The organism is Halobellus sp. Atlit-38R (assembly GCF_003665925.1).
Classification (GTDB): domain Archaea; phylum Halobacteriota; class Halobacteria; order Halobacteriales; family Haloferacaceae; genus Haloquadratum; species Haloquadratum inordinatus.
The window spans coordinates 231,500-253,620 of record NZ_QXIJ01000003.1 but is presented as its reverse complement, the minus strand read 5'-3'; the positions used below and the strand labels follow the sequence as shown (position 1 = coordinate 253,620).

The window sequence follows — 22,121 nt, the reverse complement described above, 5'->3', positions numbered from 1 at the left end:
TTAGGGCTCATCGCCCTATGCACCGATGATGATGGCCACCACGCACGCGCTCGCAGGCGTCGTGCTCGCCGTTCTCGTCGGCGTGCTCTTCCCTGAGAGCGTCGCTGGAACCTCGTCGATCCCCATCGCTGCCGCCGCCCTCGGTGGGCTGTTCCCCGACTTCGACCTCTATGCGGGTCACCGCCGGACGCTGCACTTCCCGGTGTACTTCACGGCCGCGGCAGCCGTCGCCGGAGCCGTCGCTGTCGCCCTTCCCACGACGCTCACCGTCGCTGCCGCGCTGTTCCTCGCTGCAGCGGCGCTGCACTCGGCGATGGACGCGCTCGGCGGCGGACTGGAGCTGAAACCGTGGCTCGGGACCTCCGAACGGGCGGTCTACAGCCACTACCACGGCCGCTGGATCCGTCCGCGGCGCTGGATCCGCTACGACGGCGCGCCCGAGGATCTGCTGGCCGCCGCCGTGTTCGCGGTCCCGGCGGTGTACGCCTTCGACGGCGTCGTCGAGACCGCCGTCTTCGTCGCCGTCGGTATCTCTGCAGTGTACGTCCTCCTGCGTAAGCCGATGGTGACCGTCGCCCAGATCGCCGTCGACGCGCTCCCTCCGCACTTCGTCGACCGGCTCCCGGCCCGGTTCGTCGAGGACTTCCAGTAATTCGCTCTCGATCTGTTCCGTCCACATTTTCGGCAACTTCTTTCGATTATTCGAAACGCGACCGCTCCCGTTCGCTCTGTCCCCAACCGATATTAGGAGTATGTATGTGTATGTCCAGAAGTATTTTGAGGTAGTGTGTTGTTTACGGTAGTATGTCCTCGAAAAGTGGACTAACGCCGATCGAATCCCACACCGAGTACACGCACACCCGGTTTCGGTGTCCCCGCTGTGGGACCGTGGTACCGAAGGACGACGACAGCGCGCTGTGTGTAAAGTGCGAACGGGCGACGAGCGCGTGATCGGTCGGTCAACTCGACTCGTTTTGTCGGACGCCGCTCGATCGGCAGCGGCGAGTACGGAGCGCACACGATCGTAATTCACGGTCGCTGCCGGACGCGACGGCTACAGACTCGAACAGCGCGAAAATACGACGAAGCCTAGGCCGGGATTTGAACCCGGGGTCTCGTCCTTACCAAGGACGCGCTTTACCGCTAAGCTACCCAGGCGCGTTTCTCCGTAGCGCGGATTCGTCTTTAGGCGTTTCGATTCCCGGCGGTGACGTGTGCGATACGAACTCACCCGACAGGTCGGACTTCGGGCGTCAGGAATCGGTCGCAGAAGAGGGTACGCGGTCGTCCGAACCGCCGCCGACGGCCGACAGCGACGCGATGCGCTCGGTCGTCGACTCCGAAAATGCGGCGTCGGCAGACTGGAGCCGTCCACCGCGGTCGCACTCGCGACCCAACTCCGAGGCGTATTCGAGTACGGCGGGCGAGGGTGTTTCCCCGACGGCCGTCATCCCGGCGACGACGGCGAGCGCGAAGACGTCGGCTTCGAGGTTCTGGTCTAAGGCGTCGACGTCGGCGCCTTCGCCACGTCTGAGCGTCTGATCCCGTCCGAAGGCGCGGACGACGTCGACCGCGCGGTCGGCGGCGTCGGTCCGTGCCAGCAGGTAGAATCCACGCGAGACGAGCACGTCTGCGGCGAGCACGTCGAGGTCGGCGTCGATGTCGCCGCTGACGTCGTTCTCGTCGGTCAGCGTCCAGGGCTCGTCGTGTGCGAGCGACCGCGTGAGCCGTAGCCCCTCGTAGATCAACTGCACGCCGGCGGCGCGCTCTGCGAGCCCATCGGTATCGGTGTCTACTCCGGTTTCGGGTGCGCGAGCGCTCACCAGCGCCAGGACGGCTGGCGTCATCGGCGCAACAGAGAGGCGATCGAACAGCACCTCGCGGAGTCGGTCGGGCTCGATGTCGTCGACCGCCTCGTGCGCGGCGTCACGGACCCGCACGGCGTCGTCCATCGACCACTCCTAGCGGCGGGAACGGCAAAGACCTTTGGAAACCCACCGATCCGCTGGCGGCGCCGGGACGGACGGTGCCGCCCGCCGGTCGTCTGTGCGGCCGTGAGACGGCTCAACGCTTGCTGGTATGGCATCTCTTACGTCGGTCGTTTGAACCCTGGGCAGTCACCCGGATTTGGGGCGTGGGACGCTCGCCACAGTTACTGCCGGTAGTCGGCGTCGGCGTCGACCGCACCACCGTTCCGAGACGCTTTTCGGAACTGAACCCAACAGAGCAGTATGTTCACCGGCATCGTCGAGACGACGGGCACCGTCGTCGAGGCAACCGACGACGAGGGGGGCCGCCGCATCCGCATCGAACCGGACGAGGGGGCCGAGTACTCGGATCTCCACCACGGCCAGTCGATCGCCGTCAGCGGCGTCTGTCTGACTGTCGAGGAGTACCAAACTGACCCCACCCAGTTCGAGGTGTTTCTCGCCGCAGAGACCGTCGAAAAGACCTATCTGGGAGCGGTCGCGGCGGGCGATCGCGTGAACCTCGAACGCGCCCTCGCCGCCGACGGCCGGTTCGACGGCCACCTCGTACAGGGTCACGTCGACACGACGACCGAAGTCACGGGCATCGAGCGCGTCGGCGACGACTGGGTGTTCGAGTTCGACCTCCCGGAATCGATCGCGCGCTACGTCGTCGCGAAGGGATCTATCGCACTCGATGGGATCAGCCTCACCGTCGCCGAGCGCGGGCCCGAGCGCTTCGGCGTCGCGATCATTCCGACGACGTACGAGTTGACGACGCTCTCGGAGAAATCGGTCGGGGATCCGATCCACGTCGAGGTCGATGTGGTCGCGAAGTACGTCGAACAGATGGTGTCTGGGTACGCCGACGCCCTCAGCGACGACTGACGCCTTCGGGTTTTCCTACTCGAATTCGGTCAACTCGGAGTCGAAGTCAGACTCGGTCGTCTTCGGCGCGTGTGCTTGCTTGTAGCTGTCCCGATACCGCCGGATCTTCCGCAGCAGAAACAGCCCGAAGATGCCGTCGTAAATGATGACGTAGACCAGGTACGGCGCCAGCCCCGTGAAGCCGGTCGCGATCGAGATAGCCGCCGTGCCGATTCCGACGGTCGTGTTGTACGTCGCGTGGACGAACGACGCGAGTAAGATCCCCTTGACGACGATCGGGCCGCGCTTGCCGGGGTTGAACTTCGCGAGCCCGAGGTAGTAGCCGGCGATCGCCGAGTAGATCACGTGTCCCGGCCCCGCGAGTGCTCGGACGGCGGTGATCCCGCCGCCGGCGCCGATGAGCCCGAGCCCGAGGTCGAGGCCCTGATTCGGGAGTTGGCGAGTGATGTAGAGCGCGTTCTCGATGACGGCGAAGCCGAGGCCGGCCATCGCGCCGTAGACCGTCCCGTCGAGGACGGCGTCGAAGCGGGTGTCGGTGTAGGCGTACAGCCGCACGGCCAGGAGCTTCACCGTCTCTTCGACCGGCCCGACGACGAGGAAGAAGAACAGCGCCGAACCCAAGAATCCGAGGACGCGGAAGTACGGCTGGAGGACGGTGTTGAGCACGGCGGCGAAGTTCGCCGTCAACACGCCGAGGAGGAACGTCGCGACCAGGAGCGACAGCGGCTCGCTGGAGGTCACGTCCGTCGAGTAGACGTACGCCGCCAGCCCGATCGCGGGGATCGCCGAGAGGACCGTGAGCAGCCCCGTCTGGGGGTCCGTCAGGGCCGCGAACCCGCCGATCCCGAGCAGAAGGAGAAACGCGAACAACACCACGGCGAGGCGGGCGGATCCGGCGACGACCCGCCAGATCAGCGCTGCGGCTCTGTCGACCAGCGTTCGCTCCTCCCACGTCGCGACGTCGTAGAGGTCCTGCGAACCATCGGACGCCTCCTCGACCGGATCCCGTCTCCCCGTCATCGCCGGCGGCTTCACACCCCGCTACCTAAGGTCTTCGGCCCGGGGCAGCTCACAGTGGTTATCACGCACCCGCGAAGCCGACTGGCTGGATTCAAAACCCGTCCGCTCCTAGCGACGCGTACCGATGCACTTCGACCAGCGGACACAGGCTGCGCTGCAGGACGTCGGACTCTCACGCGAGGACATCCGCGAGGCGTCACAGCTCGTCTCGGCGGCCGTCGAGCGCGACGCCGCCGACCTCCGCGAGTTCTTCGAGTGCGACGTCGTCTACTCCGATATGGAGAAAGCACACAGCACCGACGACATCCACGAACACGACGTCGAGTTCCTCGACCTCTTCACGCACGGGAGCGACCTCCGTGGCTACCTCCGCTTCGATACCTGGGGCGTCCCGGTCGAGGACGGGCGTATCCTCTCCGAGGAGGTCGTCGAACTCTCGCTCGGTCCGACCGTCCACGACCGCGTCCGGTTCGCGCACGACGAGGACGCGTTGCGATGAGCCGCCCGGAGGATCTGCGCCGATGAGCGACGACGAGAACGGGGGCGAGCGTGCCGACGCGGCCGCCAGCGATACCACTGCCGACGCGGCCGCCAACGACGTCACCGACGTGGCGAACGTCCGCGTCCGCGGCATCTACACCACCGCCGTCACGCATCTGCTCCTCGACGCGGGCCACGCGGTCGTCCAGGCCTCCGAGCCGATCCGCGAGCGGTTCGACGCCGACTTCGGCGACGCGACCCACGAGGTGACGGTCGCGACGACGAGCGACCGGCAAGGAGTGGGCGTCCACGGCGACGCCGACGCGGTCACGACCGTCGACGGCGAACTCCGGGCGGTCAGCCGCGACACGTTCGCGTGGGACGATCGGACCCCGCCGGGCGCGGTCTTCGACGCCCGCGTGACGGACACGCTCGGTTCCGGTGCGATCTGTGATCTCGGAGACGCCGAGGGATTCCTCCCGTACAGCGACGCCGACGAGTACGTCGACGAGGGCGACGCCGTCCGCGTGCAGGTCCGCGAGAGCGCGCCGCCGTGGGTCGACCACCGCGCGCAACTCGGCACCGAGATCCGGGCCGACGGCGGCCTCGCGTCGCTCGTCCGCGGCCGCGACGGCGTCACGGTCGACACCCGCGACGACGCCGCCGGGCGCGAACTCGCCGGGATGACCGAGTTCCTCTCGGTCGAGGTTCCAGACGGCTGGGGCATCGAGTGGTCCCACGCCGCCACCCGCGCCGATATGGACGCGCTCGAAGCCGCACTCGAACGCGCCGTCGACCGGACGGACGCACTCACCGCGGCGCTCGACGAGGCGTCTCAGTCCGACGGAACGGAGCCCGGTCGCCACGCCGCGCCGGCGACCGGCCGTTGGCTGTGGTTCGGCCGCGAGTCGCGCTTCGCGCTCGACGACGCCCGCCGCGCGGTCGCCGCGACGATGCCGGGCCACCACCGGACGAAGGCCGCGAGCGAATCCGCCAGCGCCGGCGTCGATCTCGCGGAGGCGCTGTGCGGCCCCGGTGAGGGAAGCGAGTTCCCGTTCGAGGTCGTGACCCGGCAGTTCGGCCCCGTCGAGGGCGACTTCGTCGAGATCGAGCACGGCAAGCCCGACGGCCGGACGTTCTCGCTCGGCCGAGGGGAAGTCACCGACTGGGACGCAGACGGGACGATCGCCGTGACGCGGACGCTCTCGGGCGGCGGCACCTACGACGCGCTCGGGACGCCCCGTGAGGAAGGCGACACTGCGCTGACGAAGTTCCGCGAGGGCCGCTGGTGGTACCCGACCGTCTACCGGAGCGCCGACGGCGACGCGAAAGGAACCTACGTCAACGTCTGTACGCCCGTCGAGTGCTTCCCCGACGAGATCCGGTACGTCGACCTCCACGTCGACGTGGTGAAACACCCAGACGGCACAGTCGAGCGTGTCGACGACGACGAACTCGACGCGGCGGTCGACGCGGGACTGGTCCCGGACGCGGCCGCGGAGAAAGCGCGGTCGGTGGCGACGAGTCTGGAACGCGCGCTCTCGGATTGAAGTGATGCGGGGATGCTATCCAGTGCGGAGATGCTATCTGATGTGGCGCGCGGATGCTATCTGATGTGGCGCGCGGATGCTACCCCGGTCGTCGCGGCTGGAAGCCGACCCATTGGTTCGGTTCCACATCACACGATTCGACCCTGTGACGGCGTTTCGTCCCGTTCACGGACGATTTATGCTCTCACGGCGAGTAGAGAACAGCAACTTTATCAGTCGCTCGCGGCGAATTGCTCCCAAGATTACTCTCTAGGAGGTCAATGGTGACACAACAAACACAACAACCGGAGGTGAACATCGGGCTCGTCGGTCACGTCGACCACGGGAAGACGACGCTCGTGCAGGCGCTGTCCGGATCGTGGACGGACCAGCACTCCGAGGAGATGAAGCGCGGCATCTCCATCCGACTGGGGTACGCTGACGCCACGTTCCGACAGATTCCCGGCGTCGACGCGCCGGAGTGCTACACGGTCGACGAGACCGGCCCGGACGGCCAGGAGACTGAGCCGCTTCGAACGGTCTCGTTCGTGGACGCGCCGGGTCACGAGACGCTGATGGCGACGATGCTCTCGGGCGCGGCGATTATGGACGGGGCCGTGCTCGTCGTGAGCGCGACCGAGGACGTCCCGCAGGCCCAGACCGAAGAGCACCTGATGGCGCTCGACATCATCGGGATCGAGAACATCGTCATCGCACAGAACAAGATCGACCTCGTCGACCGCGACCGCGCGGTCGAGTCCTACGAGCAGATCAAGGAGTTCGTCTCCGGCACCGTCGCCGAGGACGCGCCGATCGTCCCCGTCAGCGCGCAACAGCAGGTGAACATCGACCTCCTCATCGACGCCATCGAGCGGGAGATCCCGACCCCCGAGCGCGACGAGACGGAGTCCCCGCGGCTCTTCGCCGCGCGCTCGTTCGACATCAACCGCCCGGGCACGACCTGGGAGGACCTCTCCGGCGGCGTCGTCGGCGGATCGGTCGTGCAGGGCAAACTCGCCACGGGCGAGGAACTCGAACTGCGCCCCGGTCGCGAGGTCGAGGAGGGCGGCTCCTCGGAGTGGCAGCCGATCACGACCGAGATCCGCTCGCTGCAGGCCGGCGGTCGCTCCGTCGAGGAGGTCCGCCCCGGCGGCCTCTGCGGCATCGGGACCGGACTCGATCCGAGCCTCACGAAAGGCGACGCGCTGGCCGGCCAGGTCGCGGGCGAACCCGGGACGCTGCCGCCGACGCGCGAGAAGTTCACGATGGACGTCGAACTGCTCGACCGGATCGTCGGCGAGGACGAGGGCAGCGTCGAGGAGATCTCGACCGGCGAGCCGCTGATGCTCACCGTCGGGACGGCGACGACCGTCGGCTCGGTCACGAGCGCTCGCTCCGGCGAGGCCGAGGTGGCGCTGAAGCGCCCCGTCTGCGCCGAATCCGGCGCGAAGATCGCCATCAACCGCCGCGTCGGCGCTCGCTGGCGACTCATCGGAATCGGAACGCTGCAGTGATCACCGCGAGCGACGCCGCGCGCCGGACGACGAACTGACGCGGAAAGCCACGAGATGACGCCGGGACCCCACGAGACGATGACGACGGTAATACTCGACACGAACGCGCTGATGATGCCGGTCGAACTCGACGTCCGGATCTTCGACGAGCTTGACCGCCTCGTCGGCGCGGACGCCGACCTGGTCACTACCAGATCGGTCGTCGCCGAGCTGGAGAAGCTCAGTGAGTCCGGCAACGGCGCCGAGGCGACGGCCGCGAGCGTCGGTCGGGACCTCGTCTCGCGGTGTCGCATCGTCGAGACCGGCGAATCGTACGCCGACGACGCGGTGGTCGAACTCGCGGAAGCCGAGGGCGATTACGTCCTCACGAACGACAGGCCGCTCCGGGACCGATTGCTCGAACGCGGAATTCGCGTAATCGGTTTAAGGGGTCGAAACACATTGGAAATAACAGAACCATAACGTATGTACAAACGGGTACGACTCAAAGACACAGTCGAGGTGCCGCCAGCGCACCTCGCGGACGTGACGCCACAGCGGGTCAAGCGGCTCCTGCAGGACAAACTCGAAGGACGGATGGACGAAGACGTCGGCAGCGTCGTCAGCGTCATCGACGTCCACGACATCGGCGAGGGGACGGTGCTCCCCGGCCGCGCCGGCGTCTACTACGAGGCGGAGTTCGACGCGATCACCTTCGATCCCTCGATGCAGGAGGTCGTCGACGGCGAGGTCGTCGAGGTCGTCGAGTTCGGCGCCTTCGTCGGCATCGGGCCTGTCGACGGGCTGCTGCACGTCTCGCAGATCTCCGACGAGTATCTCGCCTACGACGGCGAGAACCAACAGCTCGCGTCCACCGAATCGAACCGGACGCTCAGCGTCGGCGACTCCGTCCGCGTGCGGGTCGTCACGAAGAGCATCGACGAGCGCAACCCGCGCGACTCGAAGATCGGCCTCACCGCGAAACAGCCCGGTCTCGGCAAGCACGGGTGGCTCGAAGCCGACCGCCAGGCCAACACCGCCACGACCGAGGCGGAGGGAACGTAGATGGCGGAGTCCCGTCTCGCCTGCCGGGAGTGCCACTACATCAACCACGCCGACGCGCAGGCGTGTGAAAACTGCGGGTCCAGCAGCCTCACCGAGGACTGGGCGGGCTACGTCGTCATCACGCATCCCGAGCAATCGGAGATCGCCGAGGAGATGAACGTTAGGGAACCGGGCGGCTACGCGCTGAAGGTCCGCTGAACGGATGCTCACCCTGCCAGCGGAGCTGCGTGGCGCGTTCAAAGAGCCGTTCGGCCCCGTCTACGAGGACGCCGAGGCGTTGCTGGCGGACGCCGGACGCCCGGTGATCGCCGTCGGCGACGTCGTCACCTACCACCTCCGGCAGGCCGGCCACGTTCCCGCCGTCGCACTCGTCGACGGTCGGACCGAACGCGAGGCGGTCGACGAGGAGATCAGCGACGCGCTCGCAGACCCCGAGCACCGTCGAGCGGTCGAGAACGCCCCCGGCGTCATCTCCGAAGACCTGCTCGTTGCGCTCGTCGACGCCCTCGACGCCGACGTCCCCATCACCATCGTCGTCGACGGCGAGGAGGATCTCGCGGCGCTTCCAGCCGTTCTCGCCGCCCCGACGGGCGCGACAGTCGTCTACGGCCAGCCCGGAGAGGGGATGGTCCGCGTCGAGGTGACGGCCGACGCGAAAGCCGAGATGCGCTCGCTGTTCGAACGGATGGAGGGCGACGTCGACGCCGCGCTGGCGACGCTCGGCGTCGAGGACTGACCCGACTCCGACGCCGTGACTGTCGCGGCGCTGACAACAGCCGGTGGTCTGAGCTACTGAGTCCGGTTGCCAATTCCGGCACTGGATCGGAAACGCGTCGTGAAAACGGCCTCTCGACCGATTTTCCCACCGCTCTACCCCTTCGAAATCCTTTTACTCCTTTCGGATGGATGGTAGAACAACTGAACCATGGAAATCGACATTATCTCCGAGGACGAGAACCCGATGTTGCATCGGTCCGACGTCCGGTTCGAGATCGTTCACGAGGATGCGACGCCGTCTCGACTCTCCGTTCGCGACAGTCTCGCGGCGAAACTGAACAAGGATTCCGACGAGGTCGTCGTCCACGAACTCGATACGAAGTTCGGGATGCGAAAGACCGTCGGCTACGCGAAGGTCTACGATTCCCCGGATTTCGCTCGCGACATCGAGCAGGACTACATGCTCGACCGGAACAAGATCGAGGCCGAGGAAGGCGGCGAAGCGGAAGCCGAAGAAGCCTGATTCGGCCCTAACGAGTACTTTTTTCGATGCGAGTCGTCGGAATCGAAGGAACTGCCTGGGCCGCTAGCGCCGCGCTCTACGACACCGAGACCGACGAGGTCGTCATCGAATCCGATCCCTACCAGCCCGACAGCGGCGGCATTCACCCGCGCGAGGCGGCCGAACATATGGGTACGGCCATCCCCGACGTCGTCGCGACGGTTCTCGACCAGGCCGCCGAAACCGCCGAGGATGACGGTCTCGACGTCGACGCCGTGGCGTTCTCCCGCGGCCCCGGCCTCGGTCCGTGTCTCCGCATCGTCGGGACCGCGGCGCGCGCGCTCGCACAGACGCTCTCGGTCCCGCTCGTCGGCGTCAACCATATGGTCGCCCACCTGGAGATCGGTCGGCACCAGTCCGGCTTCGACTCGCCGGTCTGTCTGAACGCTTCGGGGGCGAACGCACACTTGCTCGGCTATCACAACGGCCGGTACCGCATCCTCGGCGAGACGATGGACACCGGCGTCGGCAACGCCATCGACAAATTCACGCGCCATCTCGATTGGTCCCATCCCGGCGGGCCGAAGGTCGAACAGCGGGCGAAAGACGGCGACTACTACGACCTCCCGTACGTCGTCAAGGGGATGGACTTCTCGTTTTCGGGCATTATGTCCGCGGCGAAAGACGCGGTCGACGACGGCGTCCCGGTCGAAGACGTCTGCGCCGGGCTCCAGGAGACGATCTTCGGGATGCTGACGGAGGTCGCAGAGCGGGCGCTGTCGCTGACGGGGACGGACGAACTCGTCCTCGGCGGCGGTGTCGGACAGAACGCGCGGCTCAGAGCGATGCTCGCGTCGATGTGTGAACAGCGCGGCGCGGACTTCTACGCGCCGGAGCCGCGGTTCCTGCGGGACAACGCGGGAATGATCGCGGTGCTCGGCGCGAAGATGTGCGCCGCCGGCGACACCCTCGACGTCGCCGATTCCTCCGTCGACCCCAACTTCCGACCCGACGAGGTGCCCGTCACGTGGCGCGGCGAGGAGGAGTCGGTCGTCAGAGATCCCAGCGCGTCGGGAACGATCCGCGGCGCAGAGGCGACAGTCACCTTCGAGGGCGATCGGGTGGTCAAACGCCGCGTGCCCAAAGCGTACCGCCACCCGGCGCTGGACGAACGTCTCCGCGCCGAGCGGACCCGCGCGGAGGCGCGCCTGACCAGCGCCGCCCGCCGCGTCGGCGTCCCGACGCCAGTCGTGTACGACATCGACCCGCAGGACGGCACGCTCGTCTTCGAATACGTCGGCCACGACGACCTCGCGGCGGCGCTCACGGTCGATCGGTGCCGCGCCGTCGGTCGCCACCTCGCGGCGATCCACGACGCGGGCTTCGTCCACGGCGATCCCACGACTCGAAACGTCCGCGTCGGCGAGGAGCGGACGTATCTCGTCGATTTCGGTCTCGGCTACCACACCGGGCACGTCGAGGATCACGCGATGGATCTCCACGTGTTCAAACAGAGCGTCGCGGGGACGGCGGCCGAGTCCGCACCCCTGCTCGACGCCTTCGAGGCGGGCTACGCCGCTGCGGGCGACGCAGCGGTCCGCACTCGGCTTCGAGCGATCGAAGGACGCGGCCGGTATCAGTGAGGGTCATCGGAAGAGGACCGCCGGCGCGAAGCGAAAACCGCCCAACGCGGCAGCACGATGCCAAAACGATTTATTAGAGCCCGGCGTACGCTGTCGTATGGTAGACAAACCGCAACAGGGTGAGATTCTCGGGATCCCGTACAACTTCGAGCGCCCCTCGCTCGGCCGAATGCTGTCGTCGTACTGGCAGCCCGGAAAGGGAATGCTCGTCAAGAAGCCGTTCGGCATCGGCTACACGCTCAACCTCGCGAACTGGCGCTCGTGGATCGCCCTCGTCGTCGTCGGCGGACTGCTCTGGCAGGAGCAGAAGTCCCGCAGCGACGCCGAGGAAGCCGACGAGGACGAGGGCGGCCCGGTCGAAGTCATCGTCGACTGACCGTTCCACTTTCGGCGCCGCCGTCGCCGCGTCGTCGCACTGCGGTGATCGGACGCGACGCGGAACCGACGACGCTTTCTCCCGACCCGCCCGACCTCGGAGCGAATGCTCCGATACGTCACGACCAACGCGGGCAAGGTGCGCGAGGCCCGTGAGTATCTCGACGGCGTCGAGCAACTGAACTACGACTACACCGAGGTCCAGGCCTCGGATCTCGCCCCCATCGCGGCCCGCGGCGCCCGGGAAGCGTACCGCTACGCGGGCGAGCCGGTTCTGGTCGACGACGCCGGTCTGTTCGTCGAGGGATTCGAGGGCTTCCCCGGTCCGTACTCCTCGTACGTCGAGGAGACGCTCGGCATCGACGCCGTCCAGCGACTCGTCGCTACCGAGATCGACGCGCCGCGCCGGGCCTCCTTCCAGTGCGTGCTGGCGTACTGCGACGGCGACGACTTCGCGGCATCGCCCGACCCAGTCGACCGCGCGGACCGCAGCGCCGCCGCGGCCGCCGGTGCAGCGGCGGTCGACGAAGACGGCAATGGCGACGCCGCCGCGGACGCCGCAGCGGACGCGGACGCACTCCCCGTGAAACTGTTCCGTGGCTCCGTCCGCGGCCGGATCGTCGAACCGCGCGGTGAGGGCGGCTTCGGCTACGATCCGATCTTCGAACACGACGGGACGACGTTCGCAGAGATGACTGCCGACGAGAAGAACGCCGTCTCACACCGCGGCCGCGCCTTCGCGAAGTTCGCCGAGTGGTTCGAAGACCGTGCGCCCTGACGCCGCCGCTGTCTCGGCTGTCGCCGGCTGACCGATTCTGTTCGAGGTATCCGTCCACGTCACGTATCGAATCTGATAGCGAGAGGCAAACGTTGATTTAGACAGCTATCTCGCGGCAAATTCTGTTTTCAGCTGATGAGAACGCAATGATAGGCTTATGGGATGCGTCCAGAGACGGTAGGGTATGTATCTGCTCGAATCGTACGAACGGCTCCTGTGGGGGACGATGGACGTCCTCGGCGTCTCCCGCTCGGTCGCCCGGAAGGTGCACGTCGCGGTCGGGATCCAGTTCGCGATCTCGGTCGCACAGGCGGCGCTTCCGTGGATTGCCGGCGGGGAGACGCAGACGCTCTTGTCGGCGCTGCTCCTCGTCGGCGCGGTCGTCGCGTTTCTCAATACGGTCCTGATCGTCCGGCGCGACGTCGTCACGCCGATCGATCAGCTCTCGACGTCCGCGTCCGCTGTCGCGGCCGGTGATCTCTCGATGTCGCCACCGACGACCGACGGCGACGACGAGGTCGCCCAACTGGTCGAAGACTTCGGAGATATGCACGAGCACCTCCAGCTCGTGTCCGCGCAAGCCACGGCGATGGCGGATCGAGCGTTCGACGACCCGGTGCTCGAGGAACGACTTCCGGGCGAGTTCGGCGACTCGCTCGGCCGGATGGCCTCAGACCTCACGACGCACACGCGGGCGCTCCAACAGCTGGTCGACGCCTTCGGCGACGCGACCGAGCGCGCCCGCGAGGGCGACCTCACGGCGCTGATGCCCGCCGAGGAACTCGCCGCTGAGGACGACCGCTACGGCGAAGTCGCCCGCTCGTACAACGAGTTCCTCCGGACGCTCTCGGCGACGCTCGGCGACGTCCAGACGTTCGCCGACCAGGTCGCAGAGATGAGTTCGGACGCTCAGACGCACGTCCGGCGTGCGACCGAAGCGAGCGAGGCCGTCGCGGCCGCGGTCGACGAGATCGAAGCCGGCGCCGACGAACAGACCGAACACCTCCAGACGGTCGCCTCGGAGCTCTCGACGCTGTCGGCGACCGTCGAGGAGATCGCCGCTTCTGCGGACGAGGTCGCGGGGACCGCAGAGCGCGCCGCCGAACGCGGACGCGCCGGCCGCGACGTCGCCACGACGGCGATGGAAGAACTCGACGCCGCCGAGGCCCGGATCGAGGAGACGGCGGCGGCGATGGAGGAACTAGCGGCACACATCGAGGAGATCGACGAGATCGCCGAGTTCATCGACTCGGTCGGCTCCCAGACCGATCTGCTCGCGATCAACGCCTCGATCGAGGCGGCCCACGCCGGCTCCGCCGGTGACGGCTTCGGCGTCGTCGCCGAGGAGGTCAAATCGCTGGCCGAGGAGACCCGCGAGTCCGCCGACGAGGTCTCGACGCTCATCGAAGACGTCACCGAGCGCTCCGAGGAGACGCTCGCGACCGTTCACGAGACCGACCAGCAGGTGAAATCCAGCGTCGAGACCGTCGCGGAGGCCATCGAGGAGTTCGAGTCGATCGTCGACGACGTCGAGGGAATCGACGCGAGCATCCGTGAAGTGAGCAACGCGACCGACCAGCAGGCGGACTCCTCGCAGGACGTCGCCGCCCGCGTCGACGAGGTCGCGAACATCTCCGAGGAGACGACCGCACAGACCGCCGCGGCCGTCGAGGACGCGACCCAGCAGTCGGAGTCGCTCACCGAACTCGAAACGCAGGCAGATCAGCTCTGCGAACGCGCGAACAACCTCGACGACCTCGTCGACTCCTTCGAGATCCTCGACCAACACCGCGGCGAAGGATTCGAGTGGACGGAGCAACCTGTCAGCGACGCCGACGGCTCCGTGGATGCCGGAGGCCCCGCCGCGAGCGCGGCCTCTGACGACTGACTTCGACGACCCCGTTTTGTCTCGCCGCTGATTGGTCCGCCAGCAGTCTATACCCTTATTTGTCCGCCGGCCGAATCCGGAGATATGAAGATAGTGCCGGACACGAGCGCGGTCATCGACGGTCGCGTGTCCGAGCGAGTCGAGTCGGACGGCGAGGTCACGGTTTTGGTCCCCGAAGCCGTCGTCGGAGAACTCGAATCCCAGGCCAACGACGGCCTCGACACGGGCTGGACGGGCCTCGAAGAGCTCCAGCGCCTCGCGGAACTCGCCGACGAGGGCGACGTGGACGTCCGGTACGTCGGTCGCCGGACGAAACCCAGCGAGGCCACCGGCGCACACGAGGGCGATATCGACGCGCTCATCCGCGACGTCGCAGAAGAGGAGCAGGCGACGCTTCTCACGAGCGACGTCGTCCAGTCGGAGGTCGCGAAGGCGAAGGGGCTCGACGTCGAGTACGTCGAACCGCGCGTCCGCGGCTCCGGCGAACTCGTCATCGAGGAGTTCTTCGACGACCAGACGATGTCGGTCCACCTCAAGACCGGGACGAAGCCGAAAGCCAAGCGCGGCGCCATCGGCGAGATGCACTACCAGACGATCGACGACGAGGTCTCCGACGAGGCGCAGATGAAAGAGTGGGCCGACGACATCGAGGAGACGGCCCGCACCAGCTCGGAGGGCTTTCTCGAACTCTCCGAACCGGGAATGAGCATCGTGCAGTTCCGCGACTACCGCATCGCGGTCGCGCGCCCGCCCTTCGCCGACGGCATCGAGATCACCGCCGTCCGGCCGATCGTCAAGACCGACCTGGAGGACTACGAGTTCGCCGACGAACTCCGGGACCGACTGAAAGAGCGCCAGCGCGGCGTCCTCATCTCCGGGTCGCCCGGGGCCGGGAAGTCGACGTTCGCGCAGGCCGTCGCGGAGTTCCTCACCGAGAGCGACTACGCGGTCAAGACGATGGAGAAGCCCCGCGACCTCCAGGTGGGTCCGGACATCACCCAGTACACCGCGCTCGGCGGCGACATGGAGAAGACCGCCGATTCGCTCCTCCTCGTCCGCCCGGACTACACGATCTACGACGAGGTGCGGAAGACGAAGGACTTCGGCGTCTTCGCGGATATGCGCCTCGCGGGCGTCGGGATGGTCGGCGTCGTCCACGCCACGCGCGCCATCGACGCGCTCCAGCGTCTCGTCGGCCGCGTCGAACTCGGGATGATCCCGCAGGTCGTCGACACCGTCGTCTACATCGAAGACGGGCGCGTCGACACCGTCTACGACGTCAAGACGGAGGTGAAAGTCCCCGAAGGACTCACCGCGGAGGACCTCGCACGCCCGGTCATCCAGGTCACGGACTTCGAGACCGGAAAACCGGAGTACGAGATCTACACGTTCAACCGGCAGGTCATCACCGTCCCCCTCACCGGCGACGGAGAGAGCGAGGAGAGCGGCGTCGGCCGCCTCGCCCGCCAGGAGATCGAACGCGAGATCCGCTCGATCGCCCGCGGGCACGTCGACGTCGAACTCAAGGGCCAGAACAAGGCGGTCGTCTACGTCGAAGAGGACGACATCTCCTACGTGATCGGCAAGGGCGGCGGCCGTATCTCCGACGTCGAAGACCGCCTCGGCATCGAGATCGACGTTCGGACGCACGACGAGAAACCGGGTCGCGGCGGCGCGAGTGGAAGCGCCGGCGGCTCCGGGGGTGCAGGCGGCGGCGCCCAGTCCTCCGAGGGAATCGTCGTCACGCCCGAAGTCACCTCCCGGCACGTCGTCGTCCGGATGGACGAACACGTCGGCGAGACCGTCGAGATCCGCGCCGACGGCGAGTACCTCTTCACCGCGACGGTCGGTCGCGGCGGCGACATCCAGGTCTCCCGCGGCAGCGCCATCGCTGACGAACTCGAACAGGCGATCGACCGGAAACAGCGGATCACGGTCCACCCGGCCTGATTCACGGCGTTCGTCGGATCCGCTCAGTCGCGCCTGCCCTCGCTGAATCGGACGATTCTTCCCCCGACCGGTGTACTCTCGGGTATGGAATCGGACACGCCGCCGGCGGAGGTGCTCGACGAACTGTTCGCGACGATCGAGGACCGCAAGGAGACGCTACCCGAGGGCTCCTACACGACGTCGCTTTTCACCCACGAGAAGGGAAAAAACGCCGTCTTAGAGAAGATCGGCGAGGAGGCCACCGAGACGATTCTCGCCGCGAAAGACGAAAACGAGGAGGAACTGCTGGCCGAGAGCGCCGACCTCGTCTATCACCTGCTCGTCGTGCTCGCGATGGAGGACGTCACGCTCGACGATCTCCGAACGGAACTCCGCGATCGATTCTGAGGCGGACTGCAGACCGAGAAAAGAACGCTATCGGAACGAAACGCCTAGGTCGTGCAGGCCGTCGTTGTGCTGGGCGACGTTGATCAACAGCGGCGTCAGCGACTCGATCTCTGCGGCGTTTGCGATACCCCCGGCGTCGAGCGCGCGGAGGCCGTCGATGTCCTCTGCGATTCCGGCGACGACGTCTTTCGCGCTCTCGTCCTCGCCAACGAGGAGCGTGTCGATGCCGAGGTCGGCGTCGAGGTTCGCGAGCCGGCCGGCGGCGAGGTTGTGGAACGCGCCGACGACGGGCACGTCCTCGGGTGCGGCGTCGGCGACGAGTGCGGTCACGCTGCCCGCGCCCGGGGGGTGATAGTGGAAGCCGTCCTCGTCGCGCTGCATCCCCGCGGCGGGGGTGACGAGCACGTCGTCCGCATCGAGGCTGTCGGCGACGGCGTCGACCGTGTCCGCGACGTGGTACGGCGGGACGCTGAGGACGACGACGTCAGCCCGATCGGCCGCCATCGCGTTCTCGAAGCCGGTGATCTTCGTCTCGCGGCCGTGTTCTGCAACGGTCTCTTGATACGCGGCGGCGGCGTCGTGTGCGGCGTCAGGGTCCCGAGAGCCGATTACGACGTCGTGGTTCGTGTGGTAGGCCCAGCGGAGCGCGAGGCCCTCGCCGACGTCGCCGGTACCGCCGAGAAGTGCGATTCGCATAGGTGGCCGTGAGGAGGCGGTCGGGTAAAGGGTTGCGTGACCGGGGATGGCTGCCGGTGTTCGCGCCTGTGTCGCGGTGTCGCTGGCCGCCTCGCTCACTCCCAGTCGTTCGCGCTCTCCCGCGCCTCCGTCGCCATCGGGAGATACACGACGAGGAACCCCACGAGGGGGGCGACGATCAGCGTCCCGAGAAGCAGGCCCGTTCGGATCGAGGTCTCCGGGGGCAGCAGTCGCCACACGCCGAGTCCGAGGACGTCGACGGTGATCACCACTGCGGCGAACCGGAGGAAGTTCGAGCGGACGTCGCTCACGCTCTCGACCCTCCAGTCCAGCGCCGCGGGTTCAGTCCTTTCGCCTGGGTCGCGACCAGCCAGCCGACCGCGAGCGGGACGATGCCGCCGACCGGGCCGCCGATGCCGAGCGCGCCCAGCGCGAGACGACCGCCGAGCGCGACGCCGAAGAAGACGAGATACTGGACGGTCTGATCACCCGCTTCCGCCTCCGGTGAGATCGAATCGAGTGCGAACCAGGCGGCCAGCGGGGCGACGACGGCGAAGGTGCCGAGGGCGACGCCGAGCGGCAGGAGGCCGGTCGGGTCGGGCGCGAGGACGGTCGTCACGACGACGGCGACGACCGCGGCGAAGATGCCGGCCCAGGCGAGTCGTTCGATGCGAAGCGCGTCCATCGCGTGAGAGTTAGACGGGGACGCAAAAAGCGTGCTCGTTGGGTGCTCGTAGCGCACCTGCCGTGGCGCGCTGCCGCCGCCGACAGACCTACTCGAAGAGCAACGTCGGGAGGTCGTTCACGGAGTCGACGACGGTGGCCGCGCCGGCGGCCTCGTACGCCCGCCGCCCCGATTCGCCGGTCAGTCCGCCGGTCAGGACGCCGATGCCGTAGTACTCCCGCTCGGGATCGCTCTCGGCGGCGTTGACCGCGGTCTTCACGTCGTCGAGGGTGTCGCCGGCGAAGGCGACGCTGTCGGCGTCGAAGCGCTCTGCCAGCGTCACGAGCGCGTGAGGGTGCGGCTTGCCCGCCTCCCAGTCGTCCATCGTGAAACGGTGCTCGTCGGGAACCGAGAGCCCGACGCGGTCGAGCGCGATGTCGGCCTCCGCCGCCGGCCGGCCCGTGAGGACGCCCACGTCGGCGTGCTGTCGCAGTCGGTCGATCGTCTCGGGGTCGAGGATGATCGGCTCGTCGTGGATGTACCCCGCGGTCTCGAACGGTGGCTCGCCGCCCTCTAGCTCTCGGTACAGGTCCGCGCCGAGATACAGCGCCTGGAACGCCTCGCGGAGGCCCTCTCGGTCCCACTCCTCGCGGACGGCTGCCAGCACCTCGTCGTCGAGGTGAGCGCTCGCGACCGCTTCGGCGGCGTCGAGGCCGCCGCCCTGGGATTCTATCTGATCGGTGAACGTCGAGAGTCCGATCGGCTCGCGCTCGTCGACGAGGACGTACAGCGCCGCCGCGTAGGTCACGTCCCAGTCGTTGTTGAAGCCGCCGGCGTCTTTGAACAACTGAACGTCGTCGCGGTCGATCGTCCGGTCGTACAGGCGCTCGACGGACTCCACGATAGCGCGACGATACGAGTCGGCCACGTCGAGGAGCACGCCGTCGATGTCGAGGACGACCGCGTCTGCGTGCATACTCGTAGGCGGCCGGGCAGCGGCCTTAGCGTTGTCCCTTCCCTGTGCGGTCGCGATTCGTGGGGACCCTCGACTGTGCGAACCAACGTACACCTCCCGACCGTGCGAACCAACTCACGCCCCGCGGCATCGAGTTAGGAGATATTTTACCGTGGGGTCGCCAGAGAGGTGATATGGACTACGACCCGCAGGAACTCGAAGCGCGGTGGCGCGAGCGGTGGGCCGAGGAGGGTCGCTACGAGGCCGACCCCGTCGGTGCCGACGACCCCGACACCGCCGCCGACGAGGACGCGACGTTCATCACCGTCCCGTATCCGTACCCCAGCGGCGGGATGCACATCGGCCACGCCCGGACGTACACCGTCCCCGACGTCTACGCCCGTTACCGCCGTCAGCAGGGCGACAACGTCCTGTTCCCGATCGCCTGGCACGTCACCGGCACGCCGATAATCGGCGCGGTCGAACGGCTGAAGAAGGGCGAAGAAGAGCAACTGTCGGTTCTCCGTGACACCTACAACGTCTCCGAGGACACGCTCGCGGACCTGGAGACGCCGATGGGCTACGCCCGCCACTTCATCGAGCAGCACTACAAGAAGGGGATGAAGGATCTCGGGCTCTCGATCGACTGGCGGCGGGAGTTCACCACCAACGACGACCGCTACTCGCAGTTTATCACCTGGCAGTACGAGACGCTGCGGGACCGCGGCCTCCTGGAGAAGGGGCTACACCCCGTCAAATACTGCACAAACGAGAAACAGCCGGTCACGACGCACGACTTACTGGAAGGCGAGGAAGCCGAGTTCCAGGAGTACACGCTCGTTCGGTTCGGCCACGGCGACACCGTCGTCCCGATGGCGACGCTCCGCCCCGAGACCGTCCGCGGCGTCACGAACGCCTACATCGACCCCGACGCCGACTACGTGATCGCCGACGTCGACGGCGAGGAGTGGTTCGTCTCCGCGCCCGCCGTCGAGAAACTCCAACTGCAGGGTCACGACGTCACGCCGAAACGCACCGTCGCCGGCGAGCACCTGGTCGGCGAGCGCGTTACGAACCCCATCACAGGCGAGGAGGTACTCGTCCTGCCCGCGGACTTCGTCGACGCCGAGAACGCCACCGGGGTCGTGATGTCGGTGCCGGCGCACTCGCCGGACGACTACGTCGCCCTCCAAGAGGCGAAAGCCGACGACGAGCGGCTCCGCGAGTACGGCATCGATCCCGCCGACGTCGCGGAGATCGAACCGATTCCGATTCTCTCGATAGAGGGCTACGGCGACATCCCGGCGAAGACCGCCGTCGAGGAGGCCGGCATCGAGTCCAGCGCTGACCCTGCACTCGAAGAAGCCACGAAAGAGCTGTACAACAGCGAGTTCCACAGCGGCCGCCTGAACGACGAGTACGGGGAGTTTGCCGACGAGATCGTCGAAGACGTCCGCGGCCGATTCAGGGACGCCTACCGCGACGAGGGCGCGTTCGGCACGATGCAGGAGTTCTCCGAGGAGGTCGTCTGCCGCTGCGGCGGCGACGTCGTCGTCGCCGAGCAGGACACGTGGTTCCTGCGCTACAACGACGAGGCGTGGAAGCAGAAAGCCCACGACGTGGTTTCGCGGATGGAGGCGATCCCCGAGAACACCCGCGGCGAGTACGATCACACGATCGACTGGCTGAACGAGTGGCCCTGTATCCGGAACTACGGGCTGGGCACGCGCCTGCCGTGGGACGACGAGTTCGTCATCGAACCGCTGTCGGACTCGACGATCTATATGGCGTACTACACGATCGCCCACCGGCTGGACGAGATCCCCGTCGAGGACCTCGATCGGGAGTTCTTCGACGCGCTGTTCTACGGCGCTGACGCGGTCGACGACCCCGACGAGCGCGCGCTGGAACTGCGTGCGGAGTGGCTCTACTGGTACCCCGTCACCTACCGCTTCTCGGCGAACGACCTCATCTCGAATCACCTGACGTTCTATCTGTTCCACCACGCCGAACTGTTCGACGAGGCCCAGTGGCCCGCTGGCATCGTCATTATGGGGATGGGGCTGCTCGAAGGCGAGAAGATGTCGTCCTCGAAGGGACACGTCGTCCTCCCCGGCGCGGCGATCGACGAGTACGGCGCGGACACGGTGCGCTTCTTCCTGCTCAATTCCGCGGAGCCGTGGCAGGACTACGACTGGCGCGCCGAACAGGTCGAGTCCGTGCAGACGCAACTGGAGCGCTTCTGGAACCGCGCCCAGGACGTCGTCGACGACCCCGGCCCCGAGGAACGCCCCGATCTGGCGACGGCGGACCGCTGGCTGCTGTCGCGCCTCCAGCGGACCGTCGCTACGGTCACCGAGGCGATGGAAGGCTCCGAGACCCGGACTGCGAGCCAGGCCGCCTTCTACGACTTCGAGGAGGACCTGCGCTGGTACCGCCGCCGGGCGGATCGCTCGCGCCCCGCGGCGCGCTGGACGCTTCGGGAGGTCCTGGAGACGCGACTGCGCCTGCTCGCGCCGTTCGTGCCGTTCCTGACGAACGAACTCCACGAACGGTTGACGGGCACGCCTGCGGAGGACGCGCCGTGGCCCGAGGTCGACGATGACCTGCTCGACCGCGGCATCGAGGCCGCGGAAACGCAGATCGAACGGCTCGTCGACGACGTCCAGGGCATCCGCCAGTCCCTGCAGAATGCCGACGAGGACGTTCCCGAGGCGGACCCCGACCGCATTCGCGTCACCGTCGCCGCCGACTGGAAGCACGACGTGTTCGGCACGGTCGCCGACCTCGGTGCGGACCAGGGCGCAGTGATGGGCGAAGTGATGCAGGACCCCGATCTCCGCGAGCGCGGCAACGCCGTCAACGACCTCGTCGGTGAACTGATCGAGTTCGCCCGCGGTCGCGACGACGACGAACTCGACGCGCTCGCCGGTCTCGACGAACAGGGCGCCTACGAGCGCGCGGCCGACTTCCTCGGCCGGGAGTTCGACGCCGAGATCGTCGTCCAGAAGGAAGGCGAAGACGTCGAAGCACGCAAGCAGGCCGTGCCGTTCCGCCCCGCGATCGAACTCGAAGCCGAGTAAGGTTCAATCGTCGCTGTCGTCGCCGTGACCGCCCACGTGAT

General features: G+C 67.3%; 23 protein-coding genes and 1 tRNA gene. 17 read left to right on the top strand and 7 right to left on the bottom strand.

What is annotated here, in order from left to right; translation table 11 throughout:
• Window positions 1–28 precede the first annotated feature (28 nt).
• Window positions 29–652 carry a metal-dependent hydrolase gene (locus D3D02_RS05865; protein ID WP_199723020.1) on the top strand — a complete coding sequence of 208 codons (624 nt, stop codon included), beginning with the start codon at window positions 29–31 and terminating at the stop codon, window positions 650–652.
• 434 nt (window positions 653–1,086) lie between these two features.
• Here the strand turns inward: D3D02_RS05865 and D3D02_RS05860 are convergent.
• Window positions 1,087–1,158 (bottom strand) — tRNA-Thr (locus D3D02_RS05860).
• 95 nt (window positions 1,159–1,253) lie between these two features.
• Window positions 1,254–1,952, bottom strand: coding sequence for a hypothetical protein (locus D3D02_RS05855; protein ID WP_121569042.1), 699 nt, complete (start codon window positions 1,950–1,952; stop codon window positions 1,254–1,256).
• A 279-nt stretch (window positions 1,953–2,231) separates the two neighbouring features.
• On the opposite strand from D3D02_RS05855, the gene D3D02_RS05850 reads away from it, so the two are divergent.
• The gene (locus D3D02_RS05850) at window positions 2,232–2,855 is read left to right on the top strand and encodes a riboflavin synthase (RefSeq protein ID WP_121569041.1); all 624 of its coding nucleotides are present in this window, start codon (window positions 2,232–2,234) and stop codon (window positions 2,853–2,855) included.
• 15 nt (window positions 2,856–2,870) lie between these two features.
• Here the strand turns inward: D3D02_RS05850 and D3D02_RS05845 are convergent, their stop codons facing one another.
• Window positions 2,871–3,875: a PrsW family intramembrane metalloprotease gene (locus D3D02_RS05845; RefSeq protein ID WP_121569040.1), complete on the bottom strand. Its 1,005-nt coding sequence runs from the start codon at window positions 3,873–3,875 to the stop codon at window positions 2,871–2,873.
• Window positions 3,876–3,999: 124 nt separating this feature from the next.
• Between D3D02_RS05845 and D3D02_RS05840 the strand changes: the two genes are divergently transcribed.
• The 14 genes from D3D02_RS05840 to hisE all read left to right on the top strand — a co-directional run bounded on the left by D3D02_RS05840 (window position 4,000) and on the right by hisE (window position 16,682).
• On the top strand, window positions 4,000–4,374 hold the full coding sequence (locus D3D02_RS05840) for a hypothetical protein (RefSeq protein WP_121569039.1): 375 nt from the start codon (window positions 4,000–4,002) through the stop codon (window positions 4,372–4,374).
• A 22-nt stretch (window positions 4,375–4,396) separates the two neighbouring features.
• Window positions 4,397–5,905, top strand: a complete 1,509-nt coding sequence (locus D3D02_RS05835) for a DUF402 domain-containing protein (protein WP_121569038.1) — start codon at window positions 4,397–4,399, stop codon at window positions 5,903–5,905.
• 263 nt (window positions 5,906–6,168) lie between these two features.
• Complete coding sequence (locus tag D3D02_RS05830) at window positions 6,169–7,398, top strand: translation initiation factor IF-2 subunit gamma (protein ID WP_199723019.1); 1,230 nt, start codon at window positions 6,169–6,171, stop codon at window positions 7,396–7,398.
• 78 nt (window positions 7,399–7,476) lie between these two features.
• The gene (locus D3D02_RS05825; RefSeq protein WP_233560589.1) at window positions 7,477–7,860 is read left to right on the top strand and encodes a PIN domain-containing protein; all 384 of its coding nucleotides are present in this window, start codon (window positions 7,477–7,479) and stop codon (window positions 7,858–7,860) included.
• 3 nt (window positions 7,861–7,863) lie between these two features.
• The gene (locus D3D02_RS05820; RefSeq protein WP_121569035.1) at window positions 7,864–8,442 is read left to right on the top strand and encodes a DNA-directed RNA polymerase; all 579 of its coding nucleotides are present in this window, start codon (window positions 7,864–7,866) and stop codon (window positions 8,440–8,442) included.
• Entirely contained in the window at window positions 8,443–8,640 is a 198-nt protein-coding gene (gene spt4, locus D3D02_RS05815; protein ID WP_121569034.1) for a transcription elongation factor subunit Spt4, read from the top strand.
• Between the two features lie 4 nt (window positions 8,641–8,644).
• Window positions 8,645–9,178, top strand: coding sequence for a GTP-dependent dephospho-CoA kinase family protein (locus D3D02_RS05810; RefSeq protein ID WP_121569033.1), 534 nt, complete (start codon window positions 8,645–8,647; stop codon window positions 9,176–9,178).
• Window positions 9,179–9,367: 189 nt separating this feature from the next.
• Complete coding sequence (locus D3D02_RS05805; RefSeq protein ID WP_121569032.1) at window positions 9,368–9,682, top strand: 30S ribosomal protein S24e; 315 nt, start codon at window positions 9,368–9,370, stop codon at window positions 9,680–9,682.
• Window positions 9,683–9,708: 26 nt separating this feature from the next.
• The gene (locus D3D02_RS05800; RefSeq protein WP_121569031.1) at window positions 9,709–11,304 is read left to right on the top strand and encodes a bifunctional N(6)-L-threonylcarbamoyladenine synthase/serine/threonine protein kinase; all 1,596 of its coding nucleotides are present in this window, start codon (window positions 9,709–9,711) and stop codon (window positions 11,302–11,304) included.
• Window positions 11,305–11,401: 97 nt separating this feature from the next.
• The gene (locus D3D02_RS05795; RefSeq protein ID WP_121569030.1) at window positions 11,402–11,680 is read left to right on the top strand and encodes a DUF5808 domain-containing protein; all 279 of its coding nucleotides are present in this window, start codon (window positions 11,402–11,404) and stop codon (window positions 11,678–11,680) included.
• A 105-nt stretch (window positions 11,681–11,785) separates the two neighbouring features.
• On the top strand, window positions 11,786–12,457 hold the full coding sequence (locus D3D02_RS05790; RefSeq protein WP_121569029.1) for a non-canonical purine NTP pyrophosphatase: 672 nt from the start codon (window positions 11,786–11,788) through the stop codon (window positions 12,455–12,457).
• 184 nt (window positions 12,458–12,641) lie between these two features.
• The gene (locus D3D02_RS05785) at window positions 12,642–14,345 is read left to right on the top strand and encodes a methyl-accepting chemotaxis protein (RefSeq protein ID WP_121569028.1); all 1,704 of its coding nucleotides are present in this window, start codon (window positions 12,642–12,644) and stop codon (window positions 14,343–14,345) included.
• Between the two features lie 84 nt (window positions 14,346–14,429).
• Complete coding sequence (locus D3D02_RS05780) at window positions 14,430–16,295, top strand: PINc/VapC family ATPase (RefSeq protein ID WP_121569027.1); 1,866 nt, start codon at window positions 14,430–14,432, stop codon at window positions 16,293–16,295.
• Between the two features lie 84 nt (window positions 16,296–16,379).
• On the top strand, window positions 16,380–16,682 hold the full coding sequence (gene hisE, locus D3D02_RS05775; RefSeq protein ID WP_121569026.1) for a phosphoribosyl-ATP diphosphatase: 303 nt from the start codon (window positions 16,380–16,382) through the stop codon (window positions 16,680–16,682).
• A gap of 27 nt (window positions 16,683–16,709) precedes the next feature.
• Here hisE and npdG read toward each other — a convergent pair whose 3' ends face one another.
• From npdG to D3D02_RS05755, 4 genes are all read right to left on the bottom strand, one after another.
• On the bottom strand, window positions 16,710–17,378 hold the full coding sequence (gene npdG / locus D3D02_RS05770) for an NADPH-dependent F420 reductase (protein ID WP_121569025.1): 669 nt from the start codon (window positions 17,376–17,378) through the stop codon (window positions 16,710–16,712).
• 95 nt (window positions 17,379–17,473) lie between these two features.
• Window positions 17,474–17,689, bottom strand: coding sequence for a hypothetical protein (locus D3D02_RS05765; RefSeq protein WP_121569024.1), 216 nt, complete (start codon window positions 17,687–17,689; stop codon window positions 17,474–17,476).
• On the bottom strand, window positions 17,686–18,063 hold the full coding sequence (locus D3D02_RS05760; protein WP_121569023.1) for a hypothetical protein: 378 nt from the start codon (window positions 18,061–18,063) through the stop codon (window positions 17,686–17,688). Before D3D02_RS05760 ends, D3D02_RS05765 begins: the two co-directional genes overlap by 4 nt.
• 88 nt (window positions 18,064–18,151) lie before the next feature.
• Window positions 18,152–19,018, bottom strand: coding sequence for a TIGR01548 family HAD-type hydrolase (locus D3D02_RS05755; RefSeq protein WP_121569022.1), 867 nt, complete (start codon window positions 19,016–19,018; stop codon window positions 18,152–18,154).
• 173 nt (window positions 19,019–19,191) lie between these two features.
• On the opposite strand from D3D02_RS05755, the gene leuS reads away from it, so the two are divergent.
• On the top strand, window positions 19,192–22,080 hold the full coding sequence (gene leuS / locus D3D02_RS05750) for a leucine--tRNA ligase (RefSeq protein WP_121569021.1): 2,889 nt from the start codon (window positions 19,192–19,194) through the stop codon (window positions 22,078–22,080).
• Window positions 22,081–22,121: the final 41 nt, after the last annotated feature.

Coding starts and splice junctions, on each gene's coding strand:
- D3D02_RS05800 (WP_121569031.1), top strand. CDS start 9,709: ATGCGAGTCGTCGGAATCGAAGGAACTGCCTGGGCCGCTAGCGCCGCG.
- D3D02_RS05845 (WP_121569040.1), bottom strand. CDS start 3,875: ATGACGGGGAGACGGGATCCGGTCGAGGAGGCGTCCGATGGTTCGCAG.
- D3D02_RS05810 (WP_121569033.1), top strand. CDS start 8,645: ATGCTCACCCTGCCAGCGGAGCTGCGTGGCGCGTTCAAAGAGCCGTTC.
- D3D02_RS05755 (WP_121569022.1), bottom strand. CDS start 19,018: ATGCACGCAGACGCGGTCGTCCTCGACATCGACGGCGTGCTCCTCGAC.
- spt4 (WP_121569034.1), top strand. CDS start 8,443: ATGGCGGAGTCCCGTCTCGCCTGCCGGGAGTGCCACTACATCAACCAC.
- D3D02_RS05795 (WP_121569030.1), top strand. CDS start 11,402: ATGGTAGACAAACCGCAACAGGGTGAGATTCTCGGGATCCCGTACAAC.
- D3D02_RS05855 (WP_121569042.1), bottom strand. CDS start 1,952: ATGGACGACGCCGTGCGGGTCCGTGACGCCGCGCACGAGGCGGTCGAC.
- D3D02_RS05805 (WP_121569032.1), top strand. CDS start 9,368: ATGGAAATCGACATTATCTCCGAGGACGAGAACCCGATGTTGCATCGG.
- D3D02_RS05820 (WP_121569035.1), top strand. CDS start 7,864: ATGTACAAACGGGTACGACTCAAAGACACAGTCGAGGTGCCGCCAGCG.
- D3D02_RS05780 (WP_121569027.1), top strand. CDS start 14,430: ATGAAGATAGTGCCGGACACGAGCGCGGTCATCGACGGTCGCGTGTCC.
- leuS (WP_121569021.1), top strand. CDS start 19,192: ATGGACTACGACCCGCAGGAACTCGAAGCGCGGTGGCGCGAGCGGTGG.
- D3D02_RS05785 (WP_121569028.1), top strand. CDS start 12,642: ATGTATCTGCTCGAATCGTACGAACGGCTCCTGTGGGGGACGATGGAC.
- D3D02_RS05840 (WP_121569039.1), top strand. CDS start 4,000: ATGCACTTCGACCAGCGGACACAGGCTGCGCTGCAGGACGTCGGACTC.
- D3D02_RS05790 (WP_121569029.1), top strand. CDS start 11,786: ATGCTCCGATACGTCACGACCAACGCGGGCAAGGTGCGCGAGGCCCGT.
- D3D02_RS05760 (WP_121569023.1), bottom strand. CDS start 18,063: ATGGACGCGCTTCGCATCGAACGACTCGCCTGGGCCGGCATCTTCGCC.
- hisE (WP_121569026.1), top strand. CDS start 16,380: ATGGAATCGGACACGCCGCCGGCGGAGGTGCTCGACGAACTGTTCGCG.
- D3D02_RS05825 (WP_233560589.1), top strand. CDS start 7,477: ATGACGACGGTAATACTCGACACGAACGCGCTGATGATGCCGGTCGAA.
- npdG (WP_121569025.1), bottom strand. CDS start 17,378: ATGCGAATCGCACTTCTCGGCGGTACCGGCGACGTCGGCGAGGGCCTC.
- D3D02_RS05865 (WP_199723020.1), top strand. CDS start 29: ATGATGGCCACCACGCACGCGCTCGCAGGCGTCGTGCTCGCCGTTCTC.
- D3D02_RS05850 (WP_121569041.1), top strand. CDS start 2,232: ATGTTCACCGGCATCGTCGAGACGACGGGCACCGTCGTCGAGGCAACC.
- D3D02_RS05835 (WP_121569038.1), top strand. CDS start 4,397: ATGAGCGACGACGAGAACGGGGGCGAGCGTGCCGACGCGGCCGCCAGC.